Here is a 17,658-nt window from a genome sequence, read left to right as displayed (position 1 = left end):
TCGATCACCTGCCACTCTGCTGTCGACTTTGACTTGAGCCATTTCCTAACGCACAGTCCAACACCGTTGTCGATTCCGTCGTCCGAAAATGCTTGTAATCGTAAAATCGGATATTCGCGTTTTCACTCAGCAAGAGTGAGCAGTCGGGAATAGTCCGGCCACCTGTTCTACTCGAAATCCGGGTTTTGAACTCCTCCAATCCCGATGTCCCGTAGACTTTCGCAATACTCGGATGTAGCGGGTTCAAATAATAATAAGCTTCGATCTGTTGGCTATTTAAAAACTCCACCAGCGATTTAAACTCGTCGAATCGCGTCATTATCCAAGGCGAAACAGACTTGGGTCCCCTACCCTGCTCGAATTGTCTGTTGACGAATTTAGTTTCGTTTCTCTGTATTTCCGTCTCGTACCGGACCAACTGATACCGGCCGGTATGGTCTATATCGTATCTAACGGAAATGGTGTGGTTTAAGGCGTCGAACAGGTAGCCTATCCCATCGCCAAGGCTGGGTTCGAACAGGTAATTCAAATAGAATTTCCAGCGCGATTCGCCGGTCACGACCGGATGCAATCGATTGGCTGGGCCGTCGTTTACCGGGTCGGAAAAGGCGAACGGCTCCAATCCGTAGACGATGTGCTTAAGCGGCAGTCCTTGCGCGATCAGCGCTTTTAACGTGGCTAGGATCTCACCCGGCCGCCCCGCCAAGAATGCCAGGTTGTAACACCGGCCTTGAGGGAAATACTGCGCCAAGAGCCGTGGGTCGAGCAAGCCCATCACCGATGACCCGACCAGAAGGCAATCAATCGGCTGCTCCGGGTCCGGCGCCGATATCTGATTCAACAGATGGCTCACTTTGCGGTAACGTTCGTTGGTCGCCGGCGACGTATAAGGTTCGCCGATGCCTTGGTCGACATCGAACACTTGGTAGGGATTCACCAGCCAATTCCACACCGGCATCGCCCCGCCAATCAACACGCTCACGGCCAAAGCAGCACGCCAGAAATGGCCGAAATTAGAACGACCAGTAGATGAAGCTTTCATGGGCTGCCGATAGCCAGGTGCCGGCGAAGATTAAACCGGCAAACGTCGCGAGCGCCTTCAGATCCGGGGTGAAAGTGTCGAGTTGCGCTTGTGCATTGCGGTAGCGTAGACAAATCGCCAGTAGGAAGCCGATGGCGAGCATGTCCAGGCCGTTGACCAGCCCCGATATCGGAACCGTCTCGGACCCGAACCAGCCGGCGAGCATGACCGGCACCGATATCCCGTTGAGTCCCAACATCGCCCGCCAGATGTCTAGTGCCTGGTCAATACTCGCCGCCCGGAATAGCACCCAGGCGAAAAACACTCCAAGCAAGGTCAAGGTTCTGGCCAGATAACCCGGCATCGTATAACCGGTCTTGGTCCATAGCCGATAAAGCGCGATCATGGCGCCGTGCATCGCTCCCCAGGCGACGAAGGTCCATGCGGCACCATGCCATAAGCCGCCTAGTAGCATCGTGATGGCCGCGGCCCACAATCCACGATAAAAGCCTTGCCGGTTACCGCCCAAGGGGATGTAAAGATAGTCGCGCAGAAACCGCGAGAGCGTGATATGCCAGCGCTTCCAGAAGTCGGCGATCGTACCGGCTTGATACGGCGAAGCGAAGTTTTGCGGGAGCACGAGTCCGAACATCAATCCGACGCCGATGGCCATGTCGCAGTAGCCCGAGAAGTCGAAGTAGATTTGCAAGCCATACCCCACGGCCGCTACCCAGGCCTCGCACACGGTGAGCTGATCGCTGAGTCCAAACAAGGGATCCACCACGGCCGCCAGGCGATCGGCGATCACGGTCTTTTTGGACAGTCCGGCCGCAAACAGGAACAAGCCTTTGGTCATGCGTTCCGGATCGAAGCGGATGCCTTGCCGGAGCTGCGGCATGATGTCGGAATAATGCAGGATCGGACCGGCAATCAGATGCGGAAAAAACGAAATGGAAAACGCAAAACGGCCAAGATCGAAATCATCCACCCGGCCTTTGGCACAATCGACTAAATAGGCAATCGCCTGAAAGGTGAAAAACGAGATTCCGAGCGGCAGGATCACCTGCAGCAATGGCCATTGGCTGCCGGTCAGCGCGTTGCTGGTCTCGATCAGAAAATCGGCGTATTTGAAGTAGGCCAGAAGCCCCAGGTTGTACACAACGCCCAAGACTAACCTGATTTTGGAGTGAGTAACGGCAATCCGTTTGCCCCAATAGAAATTCAGTAAGGCGTTGACGACCAAGAGCAAGGCGTACTCGGCGCTCCATGCTGCATAGAACAGCACCGAGCAGCCGACGATGAAACATTGCGCGATCTCTCCGTAGTGTCGCGACATGAGCCACCACCACAACAGCACGGTCGCCGGCAGAAACAGGTACATGAATTCAGGGGCAGTAAACAGCATGCCGACGTCTCCTCTGTTATTCCGTGCCGTCCGACGCAGACTTGGCCATTGCCGCCAGTGCGGCTAGCGTGTCGGGGTGATGCTCCAATGTGCTGGCGGTGGGGTCCACGACCTTGTTTGTCGGATCCAGCAACACGGTCATTCCCATGACGACGCGGAACAAGGACGCGCTGCGTGCCACGCGAATCAGGTATTCGCACACACGCCGGCAATTCTCACTGTCATCAACAGAAAAGGGTTCGGCGTCGTCTTCATCGTCTTGTGGTTTGGCGATTTTCTCGGGCATGGTGGCGCCGTATCGGCTACTGATGGCCTCCAACGCGTACACCAGTTCAAGGGCCATATCGAGGTCTGCCGGATTCGCTTTCGCCATCTTCATCTTGCATCCTCGGCGTGTCTAAATTCCCAAGGGGCAATAGGATTTGGATCTTGCCATAACCCGAGGTGACTAGCTTGAGCGGTGCGCTCGGCTTGAAGAAATACCGGATCATTGCTGTATTGCCGATACACCCAGGCCAAGCCCCGTGCCACTTGTGCCAAGTTAACGTCCCGCCCTTCCATGTCGACGTGGCCAATAATGCGGCCGTAGCGGTCTTGCTGGGTATATTCGACCGTAACTCGGCGGCGGTAGGTGGTGTCGGATAGTCCGTGTTTGGCGGCCTGACCATAGGCTTGACTGAGTTCAGGCGCATCGATCTTGGCCAAGCGCACTTTTAAGGTCTGCCGGTCGTCGGTGAGCAAGGTCAGCGTGTCGCCGTCGTGCACGCCTATTACGACACCAACCAGTCTCTGTGCCTGAGCGGTACCTGCTAGAAGAAACAGACTTAACAGGACTACTAAGCGGCCGGTCTGTCCGGATGGATTCATACAGGTTCTCCTGGTTATACCCGTTTCTGGGTGTGAGCAAAATAGACGTTCATCGCAAAGGCGATGCCGACACAGGCCATCGGCATCGCCTGCGGCGGGATCGGAAATGGGAAGGTCAAGCCGAGCAGCAGCAAGTAGATAATGCCGATGACGGTGTAGAAGCTATACCGGTGCGCCAACGGGCTGGAATAATCGAAGTTGGATTGCTTGATTTTGCGTTGCACCAAGCCGTCCACCGCACTGGGTATGGCGACGGCGATTAAAAACGGCCACCAGGACAACAGTAAGAAAAAGCGCCGCAACGATTGGTAAAACGTCCCGAATAGCACGTCCAATTTGCTTTGGACGAGGGGGAAATAATCGGTCTGCCCGAAATGTTCAAACCCAACCGATTTCTCGCGCTCGGCAACGGTGGGGATGAAAAAATGGTACACGTTACGTTGAATCCCGGTTTCCACCAGCATGGCGTTGAATACCGCATTGGCTTCATCCCGAATCCGCCGATCGTTGTCAGCGCCCAGATATTCAATGATCATCCGGTCTTCGGCATCTTGCATATTGGTTAACCATTGGTCAGACACCAATACCGCAATCAAAAATACTTCGGCCGCCCACAAGATCAAGGTGACAATGAGGCTCTTGGTCATAATTACGCCGCTGCTCGCTGGATCAAGGCGACAACTCTGGGGTTGGTCACCAAGGCCTCAATCGATACGTCCATTACATACCTGTGGAGCAAAAAGCGCTGAATCGATTCGACCGTCCGGAGCAGACGATATGCATCGTCCGTATGATGCTGCCTGGATGCCTGCGCGTAAGCGATCAGTACCTGAGACATCAGTTGCGTGATCACGTCCTCCAACTGATCTGCCTTATGGTGATGATCGGTCATGATCTTGATCGCCGCTTGGAGAATGTCGATCGCAACCGGCCAATCCAATTCCAGTATTTGCAAATCTCGATTCTCGGTGGGGTTTAATTTGCGCCATCGATTCAGCATGATTTCTTCCGCGGTTTGTTTTGGTTTACGCATTTTTTTGCGAGGCATGGGTTTTTTCCTTGTCCAGGTCAGAGATCAGTATTGGCAGACGGCCCTTGACGATGCGGCCGCCAGACAATTTGGCGATGTAATGTAGATCAGGCAATTGGCCTAATAACTGCGGGGCGAATAAGTCGCCCTCTTCCTCCATTAATCGCTCGCCGATATTTCCGGAAAATACCGCTGGATTCGCTGAATGGGTAGAAACTCCCTGAGTTCTCATGATGTACTTCAATCGGGTTTTGGGCAGATTGTCGGTGATATAGGTCTGGGTCTCGGCGTCCATCACCCGGAGCGCGATCAAGTTGTTGAGGTTGGCCAGTATTTGTCTGGCCTTGGCTTCGGAACCCAGTCGGGCCGAAAAGTCCGCAAAGGTTTGGGTGGCAATAAACAACCGGAATTGTGCGCCGCGGCCTTTATTCAAGAGCTGGATGCACGGGTCGTTAATCACTTCGGCCGCTTCGTCGACAAAAATATTGACCGGCCGGTTATCGACGCCGTGGTTGTACCGGTCGCCGGCGACAGCCGCCAGATCGGCCAACAGAATGGAGCCGATAGCACTGCCGACCATACTGTCCGATAAGGAATCCAGACCGATGTATGCGACTTTAGCGCCTTTAATGATTTCGGCCGCGTCGGTAATTGCCCGTGTATCGTTCGAGTCGCTTTGGTCCGGCGACAGCAATGCGCCTAAGCTGCCGGAGGTCAGCATATTCATCAGCGGCAATAAGGAGGCGATCATTTTGCTGAAATGCGTGCGGTCGTGTTCGAACATGGAAATCAGCCCCTCCAGGTCGGTGTTCTGCCGTTCCTGCTGGACTCGCTCCCGGTAAAATTTGACCAGCAACTGCGCAGTTTTGTCGTTCAGATCCATTCTTTTCATTCCGATACTACTGCGCCAATCGAATTGGAGCACCTTGTCGAAATATCGCACCAAGGCCTTAATCACCAACGGCACCGGACCGCCTTCAAGGTAAGTCCGTAACTTCACCAGGGACGGTTGTTCTTCGGCCGCAAACAGGCCTTGGACGATGTTATCCAAGGCTTTTTGCCCAAAGGCCTTGAACGGATCCGAACCGGATTCACCAGGACTGACCGCGGCAATTCGGCTGGCCAACTCGGACGAGCGGTTGAAATTCTTTAACGGATCGATACGGACGCTTTCGTCCGGAAAAGCCGGGTGGAAATAGACAAACCGGTCCGGGTTCCGCGAAAGTCGGCACGCGCGTTCGGCGCACCATTTCAGATCTTTGTCGCCTTTGGGATCGATGATAATCACGGCTTCGTTGCGCAGCACCGCCTGTGTCACCAAGATGTCGAACAAGCGGGTCTTTCCGGCACCAGTGGTACCAACGATCAAGGTGTGGCCGGCACTGTGCGAGATCGCTTGCCGAATGTAATCCTCGGTTAACCCTAGCCCATGGATCCATGTCGCCCCCATCCGATCATGATTGACCGGGATTAACCCGGTTAAATCGCGCTTTTGGATGTCGTAAGCCAATTGGGCGTGCTTTTGGTTCCACTCGAATCCCCAGCCCAACCACCATTGATCCGGGTGGCGCCGAACAATACCGGCCAGACTAGCGACATTGAACCGCTGAAATTTGAAGTAATTCAGCCGGTGTTTTCGATACCACACCCCGGCCGATGCCGGCGCGCGCTTGACCGCCATGAAGACGCACGCCACCATAAGACCTGTAAAAGGCTCGCTCGGTAATCCCGAAAACCGATACATCAAATACGCCACAAGACCAAACGCGATCCAGACCACAATGGCCGTAATTTCGTAATTGGGCCGCCAGGGTAATTGATAGTCGTATTCGTCTTTCATTACTTTTTAACGATGAATTTTTTATTGGTGCTATCGATCGAAATATCCGGTCGGTCGAAGGCATATCGCAATAACTGCTTAATTTCGAATAACTGCCGTTCCTCGATATAAGCTCTCAGTAACACCATATCGACGATCAAGCTATCATCCGTTTGATCGACTGCGAGCGGCAGTTCGAATGCTTTAATCGCTTTTATGAGTTGCTCAATCTCATGGGTCGCATTGCGTTGCGCCGTATGCGCTCCCTGGGATTGTCCGTGACTTGGTGTTGGGTGGCTGGCATCCGGAGCGGTGACGGCGAGTTGCGGCGGTGCAGGGGGAGCAGGCGGCGTTTCCGCGTTTTGGATCAATACCGTTAGGTATCGGCTGGTTTCTTTGTTCAGCAATACGCCCTTGACGCCGCCCAGTTCGGTAACCTTGACCATGGGTTTGCGCGGATCGACTTCGATCATGCCGGCAGCGTCTATTGTCGTGATGATATTGATGGGCTTTTGGTCCAATGCCGCTGCGATATTGAGATGCAACATCAAGACCCGACCATTCGGTTGAATTTGAAAATATTCCGCGGATATCGCGTCAAGACTTTGCATCAACAAGGCGCCGGCCGCGTGTTTTGAGGCCAACCACTGTCTGGCGGCTTTGGCCTCCGCGGTATTGACCTTGCTATTGTCCTCTGCGTTCGGCGCAGGACTGGCCGGACTCGGTTGGGAATGATTTGTTGGCGCCGAGGGCGGTGTTGCCGGTTGAGCCTTTATCGGGGTCTCTATTTCCTCGACACCTCCGGACGGTATTTCTGGTTCAGATTCCGCGTTCGTCAGATCAGGGTCTGTTGAGTTCGCGCTATCGTGATTTGTTGGGGTTACGGCCGCCTCACCATGCTGTGCTACCGCATCGGATTGACCGTCAGTCTCGTTCTCGATGTGAATCACGTGTCCGTCGACGATCAACGGCAGTGAGTCGGTGTACACGTTCATCGGATCCGTCAACCTGAGCCCCCTAAGCGGCCGGTCCATGCTGCTAGGCTTTATGGTCCAGTAGCGGCTGACGGTTTGCGGATTCAAGCGGTATGGGACTGCAAGCTTGCGATCGATCAGAATATCGGCTAGCGTATCCGGGTGTCTTGGTATTCCAGGAATGTTGCTTTTTGTGATCAAGCGGCTAATATCATCGGCCGCTTCATTCCACACGATAAAGGTGCCTTCTTTTATTCTCCAAACCACCGCCCCTTTGGCATTATCGGTCCACGCTCCGTTTTTAATCTGTTGCCGCATGGCGTCTAATATGAACCATTCAATCGGTGCGCCTATCGAGGGGTCAATGGGTATGCAGTTATTTTTAAGGTCTTTCTCTACGCTGAGGTAGTCGGCATCCATTACCAGTGAGTACATCTTTGAGTAGTGTGAGGTGCCGGCAATTGTGAGCAGCATTTCTTTGTAGATTGTCGGCCCGTATTCATTTAAATACTCCTGAACTTCGGGTGTGATGACCTTATTGATTAAAGTCGGTGAAACAATTTCATGGTCGCCATTCCGGTTGACTCGCCAACTCAGATAATACCGTTGGATTTTGCGCTTCCTCGCCCAGGTTTCAATATCGTCCCCCACTATATTGCAGGTATGAGCGCCATCCTCGGATTTAATTTCAACGTCGGTGACCGGCTTGCCTAAATCATGCAACATACCGGCAATGAATATCGCCAATCGCCAGCGTGGCGTCAGTTGTTTTCGTCTACCTGGGTTTTCATCCATGCCGTACAGCACGCCATGGGATTTATAAACAGCTTCAAAACCGACCTCTAGGCCATGACGGAATAACCCGCCGGCGCCGCGGTGGTGATGCTTTTCCGACGCAGGTAACAAATGCACAAATCGCGCGTAATTGAATATTAAGGGGTATACCCGCCCTTGATATTCCTGGTCGGTGACACCTAAATAGTGTTTGATTTTTTTAATTAATTCGTCTTGAGACTCTAGGATTTTAATTGCGGGGATGGCCGGAAGCCCTTTGGCGAATGGTGGATATCGAGGTACCTCTTCATCAGGTTCAGTAATCCGCAATATCGTATTGAGCAATTTCGCTAACATCGCCGATAAACCCGTTTATTTCTTCAAGCTTTTTGGATTGCATGACGCTTTCAGTCTGGCCGGCATGGTGGTGGTGCGAATAATCTCGTGATCGCGATCGGTCATGTCCAGCTTATGCCGGCAATATTTCCGCCAAGCTCTTTCGATCTCGTCTGCGCTCGGCTGAGTACCGGATTGGGCTGAGGCCGCGTCCGCTTGGGCCAATGGCAGCGTTACGAATCCACTCGCATCTGCCACCGTACCGGCTGGGGCATGCGGTTTACGGGTGACCACATGCTCCACCGACGATTGTCGTACCGCCGCCCCACCAGTCTCGGAGGCAAAAGCGTCCATTCCAAGCTGCCAGTCGTGGCGAGGTCCGGCGCCGGTTATCGATGTGATGACTTGCTGCGAAGTGGCCGGATCGATCGGCGCCTGGGCGCAACCGGCCATGAAAGGTAAAAGTAAGATTATGGATGTCCGCATTGGCCTGTCCTCTGGTTAGGGTCAGGTCAGCATATCGCATTCCGAATTTTGAACCCGCTGGCTAAATGCATCTGAAATGCACTTTGCCAGCGGGTGTTCTCACTACCCATTGCACGGAGTGCGCCCACATTTTCTGTTGCGGTCCATTCTCGCCGGCATAATTCAGCCGGCTATACACATTATCAATTTGTCCGCGGTATTGACACATTGTTTTTTTCCACGAGCTTGCCCCATTTTATAAATATGGGTCTTCATGGTGGAAAACTATAATGGTGCAGTGTGGTGGTTTAGATCAAATTTGCGATGGTACTGTCTTGGAGAACACCAGATTATTGGCACAAAGTCGGTGTCATTTCTTGCTTAGTGATTGATATATCGATGGATTTATTAATGGTGCACGCTTGTGAACCAATTAATGTGGCAGCGCAGTTGATTAATTATTGCTTTTCGCGCGTCGAATTTTTACGTCGTTCCTTTCTTTCCGCCTTCAATTCAATAGGTTAGCGGCGATGCCACATTGTATTTTTCCCACTACGCAATGACGTTAAACAGAGCCGTCTAACAAGCTCTATCTGAGCAATGGGTACTACGTCATCCTGAAATCGGCAGTCGTTTGCACGAATATCTCGTTTCATGTGATGCGCTTTGCTAATGCCTAGCGTAAACCGGCCGACGGACTCAAGGTAACCGTAACAGGTTGGTGAAAAACCATATTTCAGACGCTAATTTTGGCCAGCTTAATCAATATATAGTGTCTGCAGTATCATGCTTCAACTAAATACAGGCTGAGTTAGGGTCAAAAATGAGTTTTTCACCAACCTGTTAATGCCCTTACTTCCTATCGAAAGATTAATAAAACAGAATACACGACTCATTTCGCCTGTATGTCGACAAATGATCGACTGAGTTCGCTATTTTCGTAATTCATATGCTGTCGAGGCAACTTGTCGATCATTCGTTGCTCACCAGTCTACTCACTGAACCACAAAGACTTGACAATCTAGGCATTCCGACCAAAAGCACACAGGCCCATTTTATCTGCCGCGTTTCTCTAAACCGGTTAGCCGGCCCAGTCCAGATTTTTGTAACGGAAGGGCTCAAAGCAGCCACTGGGGACCTCAACCAAGCGGCCATTTTGAGTCATTCATCGATTTCAACGTATGGCGGCTGCAACACAATAAGCTGTCACTCAAAACTTATGCATTCATTCCGTCTTTGCAAAATTCGGGTGGATTTTGTGGGTCAATCCTTTTGAATGAATAGCTCGTTTTCGTTCGTTCGATTCTGACCCATACGTGCTTTCTATAAGGAGCTCCTTCGTAACCAACTTCTTTCAAATTTGAGTCAAAATAAACTACAGTTGGGCAGCGTCCCTGCTGAAAACTGTATCCGCCGCGCTGCTTCTCAGTAACAATATAAGCATCAAGGATTAGGTAATTGCCAGGCCAAATAAGTGCTTCTTTGATTACCTCTGTTGAGCCGATAGCGGGGCGGATTCTAACTACAGACTTTCCGTCGTCTGTTTTAGTCTCAAGGGGAAGTGGATCGTCTATAGCCTCGGCGAAAGGTATTGGTAGCCTCTGCTCTTGTGGAACGATTATTAGGTCCCCTTTTCCTAAATCCTCAGCCTTGAATATTTCAACCCCAGTTCGATCGACGAGTTTGTAGCCTTCTACTCCGTCTAGCATTATCCAGAACGATCGTGTTTCCACGTTTTCACTTGGAGGTAGTGCTATCGCAAGCATGCTTTTTGACCAATCAATGAATTTACTGGTTGTTTCTGAAAAAGACAGGATCCCACCCATAACCGTAGAGAGAGCGACAAAGTAAGAGATAAGTCGAAACTTAGTTAAGCGCTCTACTATAGATTTAGGATTGTTATCGATGTTGTTTTTCATGCTCGCCTTTTTAATATATCCAGCTAATCAGGTTAAATTAACTCGAGGGACATGCTACCTGGATTACGATCTTTCCATTATAAGGACGCCCAACACGTTATTTGGCTGTTAACAGTATGTATATATAGCTAAAATTCCACGTTGCATGCTAATTCATTGATTAGCAGAGAACTTTTATTTCCGAATATCATCGGTGTCCGTTAATAAGGACTGGTAATGATCCATTTGGCGCCATTGAATCATGTTAGGCGATAGATCGCAACGGGTCGGTTTTTGTCGGCCAAGTCGCTGCTGACACCTACTTCGAAAAAAAATACAGTCCAGAATACGTCCGTTTTCTGGACTTTTGTCTTGCCAAAATGCGCTTCACGCCGAATCTTACCTTGATATTCCAACTATCTCGTCAATGAATCAACGTCAATATTGTTTCCTTGACGCTGAGTTTCTGGAACTGGTGTCAGTTACAAATAATCCTGGTTTGCTGCGGATGATTGCAGGTCGGCGCGAATGATTGCAGGTTCACTTGCAAATAATCTCGGTTTGCGCGCCCGTCAGTTACAGCTAATTCCGTTCGATAATTGCGCTGATTGCTGGTTTGCGCAATTTTCGATTGCAAGCCGTTACAATTAGACATTGGTAGCCGGTTAGCGGGCCATTCAAAGCTGAATTTTAATGCAGAAATTAGCGCAGGAGCTACAGTACGAGATGCTATAAATAACGCCATTTTGTACAGTTTAGGAGCCTTTTAGGTGTTGGAAAGATACTTTTTTAGTATTTATTTGGTGCTGTTATCCGGTCCTGTATGGTCGGATGAGTTCTCGACCATACAGGACAATATCAATCCCGGCAACATTGTCATCATCGGTGAAACCCACCAGAAACCGGAATCGGCACAACTGTTTGCGCTTCTGGTGGATTCAGCACTTAAAAGACATCAATGCCTGACTGTAGGGCTCGAAATTAACCACAATCAACAACCCGCCATCGATGCAGTAACGAAGGGCGAAACACGGGTATCGGAGATTAAAATACCGTATGCCATCGATCATCCAGGTATGCGAAAACTGATTGATTATCTGGCCAAGCTAAAATCGAAAACACCCTGCTTGAGAATCGAGGCCATCGATGCGGATCAGGATCGCGACGAACACATGGCTGACCGCTTAGAACATTTACAACGCGATGAGCCGATACTGGTCCTTCTGGGTGGATTGCACACATTGAAAAAAGTTAAGTGGACTGTCAAAAGCGGAGGACCATTTGTTGCCGAGATTCTGGTTGACCATGGCTATCAAGTTAAATCCTACCCGCAACGTTGGCTACCTGAGAGGTGCGAGAACGGGCAAGGCAGGTCAAGCCGATACGTTAGTGCCTTCGATCCGGAGGCATTACCAATTCTGAATGAGTCACTCATGTCGCTGATCAACGCCAAGCGTCATCGATCAACGAAGGATGTTATCGATGGTTTTGTGGTTTGGGAATGTAATCTCTAGTTGTTTTTCAGATTAGTCAACTCTATAATTTTTCTGTGGGCACTACCCGTTGGGTTGCCTATTGTGCCAGTTCGAGCGTTCGACTGGTTCCCCATGGATGCTCATGTGAGCGACAGGGGGCAACCTTTTGTTCACTCGGAGACTCTCATGGCACAACGTCGCAAATCGCTTATAAAACCCCGCTCTATCGCTTTTTCCCGTCAACGCGGCCGCTGTTACTACTGCGACCAACCAATGGCGACGGGGAATATCATTGAATTTTCCGCCAAATACAAAATAACGCCTAACCAGGCCAAACTCTTAAGATGCACAGGTGAGCATCTTAAAGCTCATCATGAAGGTGGTTCAACCAAGCCGACTAATATCGTTGCGGCTTGCTGGTATTGTAATCACAAGCGACACCAACGGAAAAACCCACCTGAACCTGAACAGTACAGAGACTTAATTCAGGCTCGTATGAGCCAGGGAGGGTGGCACAGCATAAGATTAAACTAGACATTGCTCTGGTATTGATCGGACAACCGGACAATACCAGATTCCTTATTTGCAACTGAAATATATGCCGCTGACCATCGGCGGCAGACGGCCATTAGCTGACCATCGCACTTCGGCTTCAGTGTCCGCAGTGGAATGGATAGCCGCCTGCCAGTATTACGATTACACCAACGAGCTGGTCTCTCGCAGCTTTGATGCAGTGCCAGCGGAATCTAGGATTTCGGCCATTTGGTCATCACCATAACATCGGAAAGCAATTGAGCATTGGCCTCGAACTCTGCATTGCATTGAGGCTTGCTAACCTTGATTTCGTTTGTCTCATAATCCAGATATAGATACTCACCTCGTGGCTTCTGATCTACCTTGAAAGCCTTCAGCACGCTCCTCCGTTTCAGCGCAAAAGAAGTCGTGAGTTTTTTTGCCCGCTAGAATACGATTGACTCCCACGCCAATTTAGGAGTAACCCAGATGACCGCCGACAAACACTCAACGCTTCACGATACCTGTAACGCACTCGCCGAACCCGTTGCCGATGCAACCGGTACGTTATTCGGCTACGGCACCTATGCAACCGCTTTGGAGGCGGGGCGGTTAGCGCCCGTTGCAGCCTATGCCATTGATAAAAGCGGCCTTGATGACAAAGTAGCCGATGCGACCGGCAGTTTTGTCGAAAACAATTGGCAACATGTCTGCGAGACCACGGAAACCGTGTTCGACCACCTTGCCGACGGCTATCATCAAGTAATCGATAACTACCACCATTTGGCCGATGACATCAATCAAGCCGTGGCCGAAGTATCCAATTTTTGGTCGGGAAACGGTGTTGAAGACAATGCCCCTCAACCTTCGATTTTTGAAGATCCAACGCCGGACGACTCGGAATCGAGTGCTTCCAACAGCGAACCGGAAGACACCAGCAGCTCTTGGTGGGGCTCGGCACCTGAAAATACCGCTGAAGAAGAATCCTCTTCCTGGACGGTAAGCAGCCCGGAACCCAGCAGCGGCATAGACTGGAGCACACAAAGCGTACCCGCCAGCGAACCGAATTCCTGAAGCAGCATTGAAAAATCGCTTCTGCTCACAAGCCAACTTGAACACTATCCGAACGAGGCACCACGATGCAAAACGATAACAACCATCACGACCAGGATATTCTCAACGACACTTGCACGCTTCACCACGCTGAATCCGTAAACGATTGCTTGCTGCATTTGGGTAAAACAGTATTAGCAGAATACGGCACGGATTTTTTACCCCCGCTGTTTGCCGACGCGGATGGCACAGCCATCCCGGCAACCACGCATGACGATTATTATGGGCATTCTCAGCTGTCCGGTTTGGAAACAGAACCCCCGACAATGTCTACCGACCCTAACCTAGGTGAAACCGCCTACAGCTACGACAGCAATCCCGAGCCTTCCCCCCAATCGAGCGGTATCGATTGGAGCAAGCCAGCAACTTAAAATTTTAAAACCGCCAATACCCTTGGAATTGAACCATGGCAGAACTATTTACGGCTGCTGCAATCAGCGGCTTAAAGCTAATTGCAATGTGCGAACCGGCCATTCGCGCACTGAACACAACGACACAAAGCACGGTAAGCGTAGACAGCCTGAAGCAACGCCAATCCGAATTCGAGGAAAACCACAAATTCCGCGAACAACAACGCGCCATTGACGAGCAGCACCGCCAGGAAGATATACAACGTCATGCGCAATATCGGGCGGAAGACCGGGCTTGGTCGATCGACATGCCGCACTGGCCTTTAAAACTCTCCGCAGATGTTTTGACCCACCCCAAGGTCAACCACGGCAAAGTGCCGTTGACCGTGATCCTGTCGCCGCCCACCAGCAGCGACCCCAAGCTGGCCGCCATGTTTAACGAAGTGGTCAGCAATCAACTGGAATCGCAGTTGGAGCACCTGTTGCAAAATCATTACGCCATGCACAACCCGCAGCGCCCGGTGCAAATCATCACCAAAGCCTGGAGAGAAAACCGTGCCGGCGGCAGTGCCATGGCTCAGGCCTTATACGTGGCTATACCTAACCATCCCACCCTGCTGATCGACCTGAATCTGAATCATCGCGATATTCAGCTCTCGATCAGTTATTGGGGCTTTGCGGCGGGGCCACACAATCAATTGAACTACCTGACTTTACACGACCACCCCTTGCCGTTAAGCCATTTTTTAGGCGATGTCGTCCGCCGCCAGACCCAGGCCTGGGCAAAAGACAGCTATGCTCTAAAGAAGGACGCGCCGCTGGGATCGGCTGAAGAACTCAGAATCTTCGCCCACAACTGTAAGACCCTAGAAGCCGAACAAAAACTCGGTAAACCGCAAACCGCGCACTATCAATACACCTTGGCACAATTGCAGGAAGCCGGTCAGCACATCGTACCCGGCTTGCAGATGCTGGTGGCGGCGATTGCCGATCTGTACCACCTGCAACGCTATCACAGCCTGCCATATTTCCCGGCCTTGCTGGCGGAATTCTTCAGTGCCAGTAATGATCCTCTGATCAATGACCTGTTCAACAGCGTCATCGACGACTACGGCAAAGTCTATCAATTCCTCTGTCAAGACCAGCCCGAACTTGGCGCCAATCTGTTTTTGGAACTCAGCGAAGGCCTCGCCAAACTGCCAAATTCGCTACGCGATCATCAGTTTGCCAAAACCGCCCTGCAACACTGGCAAGCTTGGCGGCAAATTGACACCTTATTGGCCGATAACGCCACACTAACCGCCAAGCTGGCAGCCGATGACGCCGATTACCTGTATCGTTTGGCGCAATGTTTTAAAACCCACGAGCCGTCCCTGGCGCTGAAACTGACCGAACTCGCTAGCCTAGCCACTAATCGGCCAAAGCTGAACGAACTAGCAAATCCGGTCAATGACAGGTGCGAGCTGCCTGCGATCCAACACATTCACGGCTGGAGCACCGAACAAGTGCAAACCTTGCAGCGGCATACTGCCTCGGCCTTGAATCGGCCCATCACCTACAGCGACACCTTGAAATCCGGCGGTAGTGGGCCGGAAATGGTGATCATACCCGCGGGCAGCTTTATCATGGGTTCGCTATACAGGAAATTGGAACGTTACGATAGGGAGCGCCCGCAACACCTAGTGACCCTCGCCAAACCGTTTGGCATGGGCCGCCATGCCGTTACCTTTAACGATTACGACCGATTCTGTCAGCATACTAAAACCAACAAACCCGGCGACTATGGTTGGGGGCGAAATAACCGCCCGGTCATCAACGTTTCCTGGGACGATGTCGTGGCTTACTGCACTTGGCTGAATCAGCAAACCAGCGGCGGTTACCGCCTGCCCAGCGAAAGCGAGTGGGAATACGCCTGTCGCGCAGGCACAACCACCGAATTTTGGTGGGGTGACAGCATTACCACCGCACAAGCCAACTACTGTGGCAATCACTCCTACCACGGTGGAAGCAAAGGCAAGTACCGGGAGAAAACAATGCCGGTTGGCGAATTTCCTCCAAACCCCTGGGGCTTATATCAAATGCACGGCAATGTCAGGGAATGGTGTATGGACGATTGGCATGACAATTATGAAGGCGCCCCCAGCGATGGCAGCATTTGGTCTAACACCGGCAACGTTTCTCGCGTGGTGCGCGGCGGTAATTGGATCGACAATCCTTCCGATTTGCGCTCGGCGTGTCGATCTTTTAAGACCGCTGGTTACCGGTACACGGGCACTCGATTTTGGGATCCTCACGGTGATCGCTACGTCAGCATTGGTTTCCGTCTCGTCCAGGACATTTGCCTTTAAGCTTTATCCTGTTGCCTTAATTTTTTAAAACGGATGCCGCAGAGTAGTCCGCGATTTTTTTTGAGGGGGGTAGATGGCCGATTTAACGCCAAAAGTCGTGGAGGATTGCCACGAATTGCTGCTGTGGATCATCCCCCTCATCGAGCGTTTTCCTCGGGCACGGCGTTTTACCCCGGGTGAGCTTATCGAAAGCAGCTTGTTGGATGTTTTCAGTCGTACCGCAGCGCGTGGCAACCACTAGCATTTAAATTCATTTCCTATGTCATTCAATGTAGAGGGCAATCGATTATGTTCAGAATAGCTTTAATATTATCTTTGATTTTTTCGCCTCAAATAACCCTGGCGTCCAATTATCAATGGACACATGATAATCGGCTGGACGCCTTGACGGTGATCGACCTTAATCTGACCGCCACCATTATTACGCATAACAATACCGCCAATGAATATTGGGGCGTCAAGGAAAGAAGCCTTGCCACACTTGTTCGGTTTGACGATACCAGCGGCAATATTCTGGGAGAAATCAATCTGCCTTATCGAATATGGGGTTTTGCCTCGATAAAAAATCTGTGGCTGGATGAAGCAGAAAACGCGCTGTATACCGTATCGGGAAGTTATATCGATAATCGCCTTAATAAAGATGAATTAGGCAGTTACTCCGGTTCCTGGATTGTCAAATGGAATATGGCGACACTGACGCCGGAACTTTTTATCAATACCCCTAATAATAAAGCCGTATCGGTCGATGATAATTATATTTACGCAACGACGCCATGTTATAGCGGCGGCTGTGCGGCCTCGCTGGATTATTACGATAAGCAATCAGGCGCGATTCAGGGCCGTATCAATATGGATATCACTTACACCAACGCAATTCTTGCAGGTAATAACTTGTGGGTTATCGATGATAACCTTTATCTGTCCAATGACAGATATTTGCAAAATAATCCCCCAACCGGTTTGATGAGGATTGCAATGGACGATTTAGGAAAGCCTTCAATCGATGGCAGCTATGGAAATCTGGTTTTTGGCGGCGGCTTGGGCGGACCGGTCTTTTTAAGCGACGATCATGGATTTTGTACAAATCACGGAGGTTTTCTGTATTGTCAAGGCGCCCCTATCGCCACCCCAATACCATCCGCCTCTGTTCTATTCCTGTTAGGTTTCATTTTTCTCGCCCCCATCCGCAGCCGCATGGGCAAGCGAAACGAATATTCAATGTAATTAGGCGCAGATCCCGATAGCTTATGCCGACTAGCGGTGGGGTGTG

Annotated in this window: 17 protein-coding genes; 7 read left to right on the top strand and 10 right to left on the bottom strand. The window is 51.0% G+C overall.

Annotated features, from left to right (window positions below):
• Window positions 1-4: 4 nt before the first annotated feature.
• The 10 genes from AC0IM9_RS18405 to AC0IM9_RS18360 form a co-directional block, all read right to left on the bottom strand.
• Window positions 5-1,042: a hypothetical protein gene (locus tag AC0IM9_RS18405; RefSeq protein ID WP_482804956.1), complete on the bottom strand. Its 1,038-nt coding sequence runs from the start codon at window positions 1,040-1,042 to the stop codon at window positions 5-7.
• Window positions 1,014-2,426 (bottom strand): MBOAT family O-acyltransferase, encoded by a 1,413-nt coding sequence (locus AC0IM9_RS18400; RefSeq protein ID WP_482804955.1) that lies wholly within the window; start codon window positions 2,424-2,426, stop codon window positions 1,014-1,016. Before AC0IM9_RS18400 ends, AC0IM9_RS18405 begins: the two co-directional genes overlap by 29 nt.
• 16 nt (window positions 2,427-2,442) lie before the next feature.
• A complete protein-coding gene (locus AC0IM9_RS18395) occupies window positions 2,443-2,805 on the bottom strand; it encodes a hypothetical protein (RefSeq protein WP_482804954.1) in 363 nt (120 codons plus the stop codon).
• On the bottom strand, window positions 2,802-3,293 hold the full coding sequence (locus AC0IM9_RS18390; protein ID WP_482804953.1) for a thermonuclease family protein: 492 nt from the start codon (window positions 3,291-3,293) through the stop codon (window positions 2,802-2,804). Before AC0IM9_RS18390 ends, AC0IM9_RS18395 begins: the two co-directional genes overlap by 4 nt.
• 14 nt (window positions 3,294-3,307) lie before the next feature.
• Window positions 3,308-3,940 (bottom strand): IncC plasmid conjugative DNA transfer DtrJ family protein, encoded by a 633-nt coding sequence (locus tag AC0IM9_RS18385; protein ID WP_444512304.1) that lies wholly within the window; start codon window positions 3,938-3,940, stop codon window positions 3,308-3,310.
• Window positions 3,941-3,942: 2 nt separating this feature from the next.
• Window positions 3,943-4,341, bottom strand: coding sequence for a hypothetical protein (locus AC0IM9_RS18380; RefSeq protein ID WP_157199239.1), 399 nt, complete (start codon window positions 4,339-4,341; stop codon window positions 3,943-3,945).
• Window positions 4,319-6,004 (bottom strand): conjugative transfer system coupling protein TraD, encoded by a 1,686-nt coding sequence (traD, locus tag AC0IM9_RS18375; protein WP_482804952.1) that lies wholly within the window; start codon window positions 6,002-6,004, stop codon window positions 4,319-4,321. Before traD ends, AC0IM9_RS18380 begins: the two co-directional genes overlap by 23 nt.
• Before the next feature lie 158 nt (window positions 6,005-6,162).
• Window positions 6,163-8,247: a MobH family relaxase gene (mobH, locus tag AC0IM9_RS18370; protein WP_482804951.1), complete on the bottom strand. Its 2,085-nt coding sequence runs from the start codon at window positions 8,245-8,247 to the stop codon at window positions 6,163-6,165.
• Window positions 8,248-8,262: 15 nt separating this feature from the next.
• Window positions 8,263-8,712 carry a hypothetical protein gene (locus AC0IM9_RS18365; RefSeq protein WP_482804950.1) on the bottom strand — a complete coding sequence of 150 codons (450 nt, stop codon included), beginning with the start codon at window positions 8,710-8,712 and terminating at the stop codon, window positions 8,263-8,265.
• Window positions 8,713-9,908: 1,196 nt separating this feature from the next.
• Window positions 9,909-10,610 (bottom strand): hypothetical protein, encoded by a 702-nt coding sequence (locus tag AC0IM9_RS18360; protein ID WP_482804949.1) that lies wholly within the window; start codon window positions 10,608-10,610, stop codon window positions 9,909-9,911.
• A 749-nt stretch (window positions 10,611-11,359) separates the two neighbouring features.
• Between AC0IM9_RS18360 and AC0IM9_RS18355 the strand changes: the two genes are divergently transcribed.
• The 7 genes from AC0IM9_RS18355 to AC0IM9_RS18325 all read left to right on the top strand — a co-directional run bounded on the left by AC0IM9_RS18355 (window position 11,360) and on the right by AC0IM9_RS18325 (window position 17,612).
• On the top strand, window positions 11,360-12,103 hold the full coding sequence (locus AC0IM9_RS18355; RefSeq protein WP_444512299.1) for a TraB/GumN family protein: 744 nt from the start codon (window positions 11,360-11,362) through the stop codon (window positions 12,101-12,103).
• Window positions 12,104-12,196: 93 nt separating this feature from the next.
• A complete protein-coding gene (locus AC0IM9_RS18350) occupies window positions 12,197-12,598 on the top strand; it encodes an HNH endonuclease (protein ID WP_482804948.1) in 402 nt (133 codons plus the stop codon).
• Between the two features lie 468 nt (window positions 12,599-13,066).
• Entirely contained in the window at window positions 13,067-13,651 is a 585-nt protein-coding gene (locus tag AC0IM9_RS18345) for a hypothetical protein (RefSeq protein WP_482804947.1), read from the top strand.
• Between the two features lie 65 nt (window positions 13,652-13,716).
• Window positions 13,717-14,061, top strand: a complete 345-nt coding sequence (locus AC0IM9_RS18340) for a hypothetical protein (protein ID WP_482804946.1) — start codon at window positions 13,717-13,719, stop codon at window positions 14,059-14,061.
• Between the two features lie 35 nt (window positions 14,062-14,096).
• Window positions 14,097-16,388, top strand: a complete 2,292-nt coding sequence (locus AC0IM9_RS18335) for a formylglycine-generating enzyme family protein (RefSeq protein ID WP_482804944.1) — start codon at window positions 14,097-14,099, stop codon at window positions 16,386-16,388.
• 73 nt (window positions 16,389-16,461) lie between these two features.
• Window positions 16,462-16,629: a four helix bundle protein gene (locus AC0IM9_RS18330; protein WP_482804943.1), complete on the top strand. Its 168-nt coding sequence runs from the start codon at window positions 16,462-16,464 to the stop codon at window positions 16,627-16,629.
• A gap of 47 nt (window positions 16,630-16,676) precedes the next feature.
• A complete protein-coding gene (locus AC0IM9_RS18325) occupies window positions 16,677-17,612 on the top strand; it encodes a hypothetical protein (RefSeq protein WP_482804942.1) in 936 nt (311 codons plus the stop codon).
• The last annotated feature ends 46 nt before the right edge of the window (window positions 17,613-17,658 follow it).

Source organism: Methylomonas sp. Uni0011, from assembly GCF_056850255.1.
The sequence above is the reverse complement of the archived record's forward strand: the minus strand, read 5'-3'. Positions and strand labels throughout refer to the sequence as shown.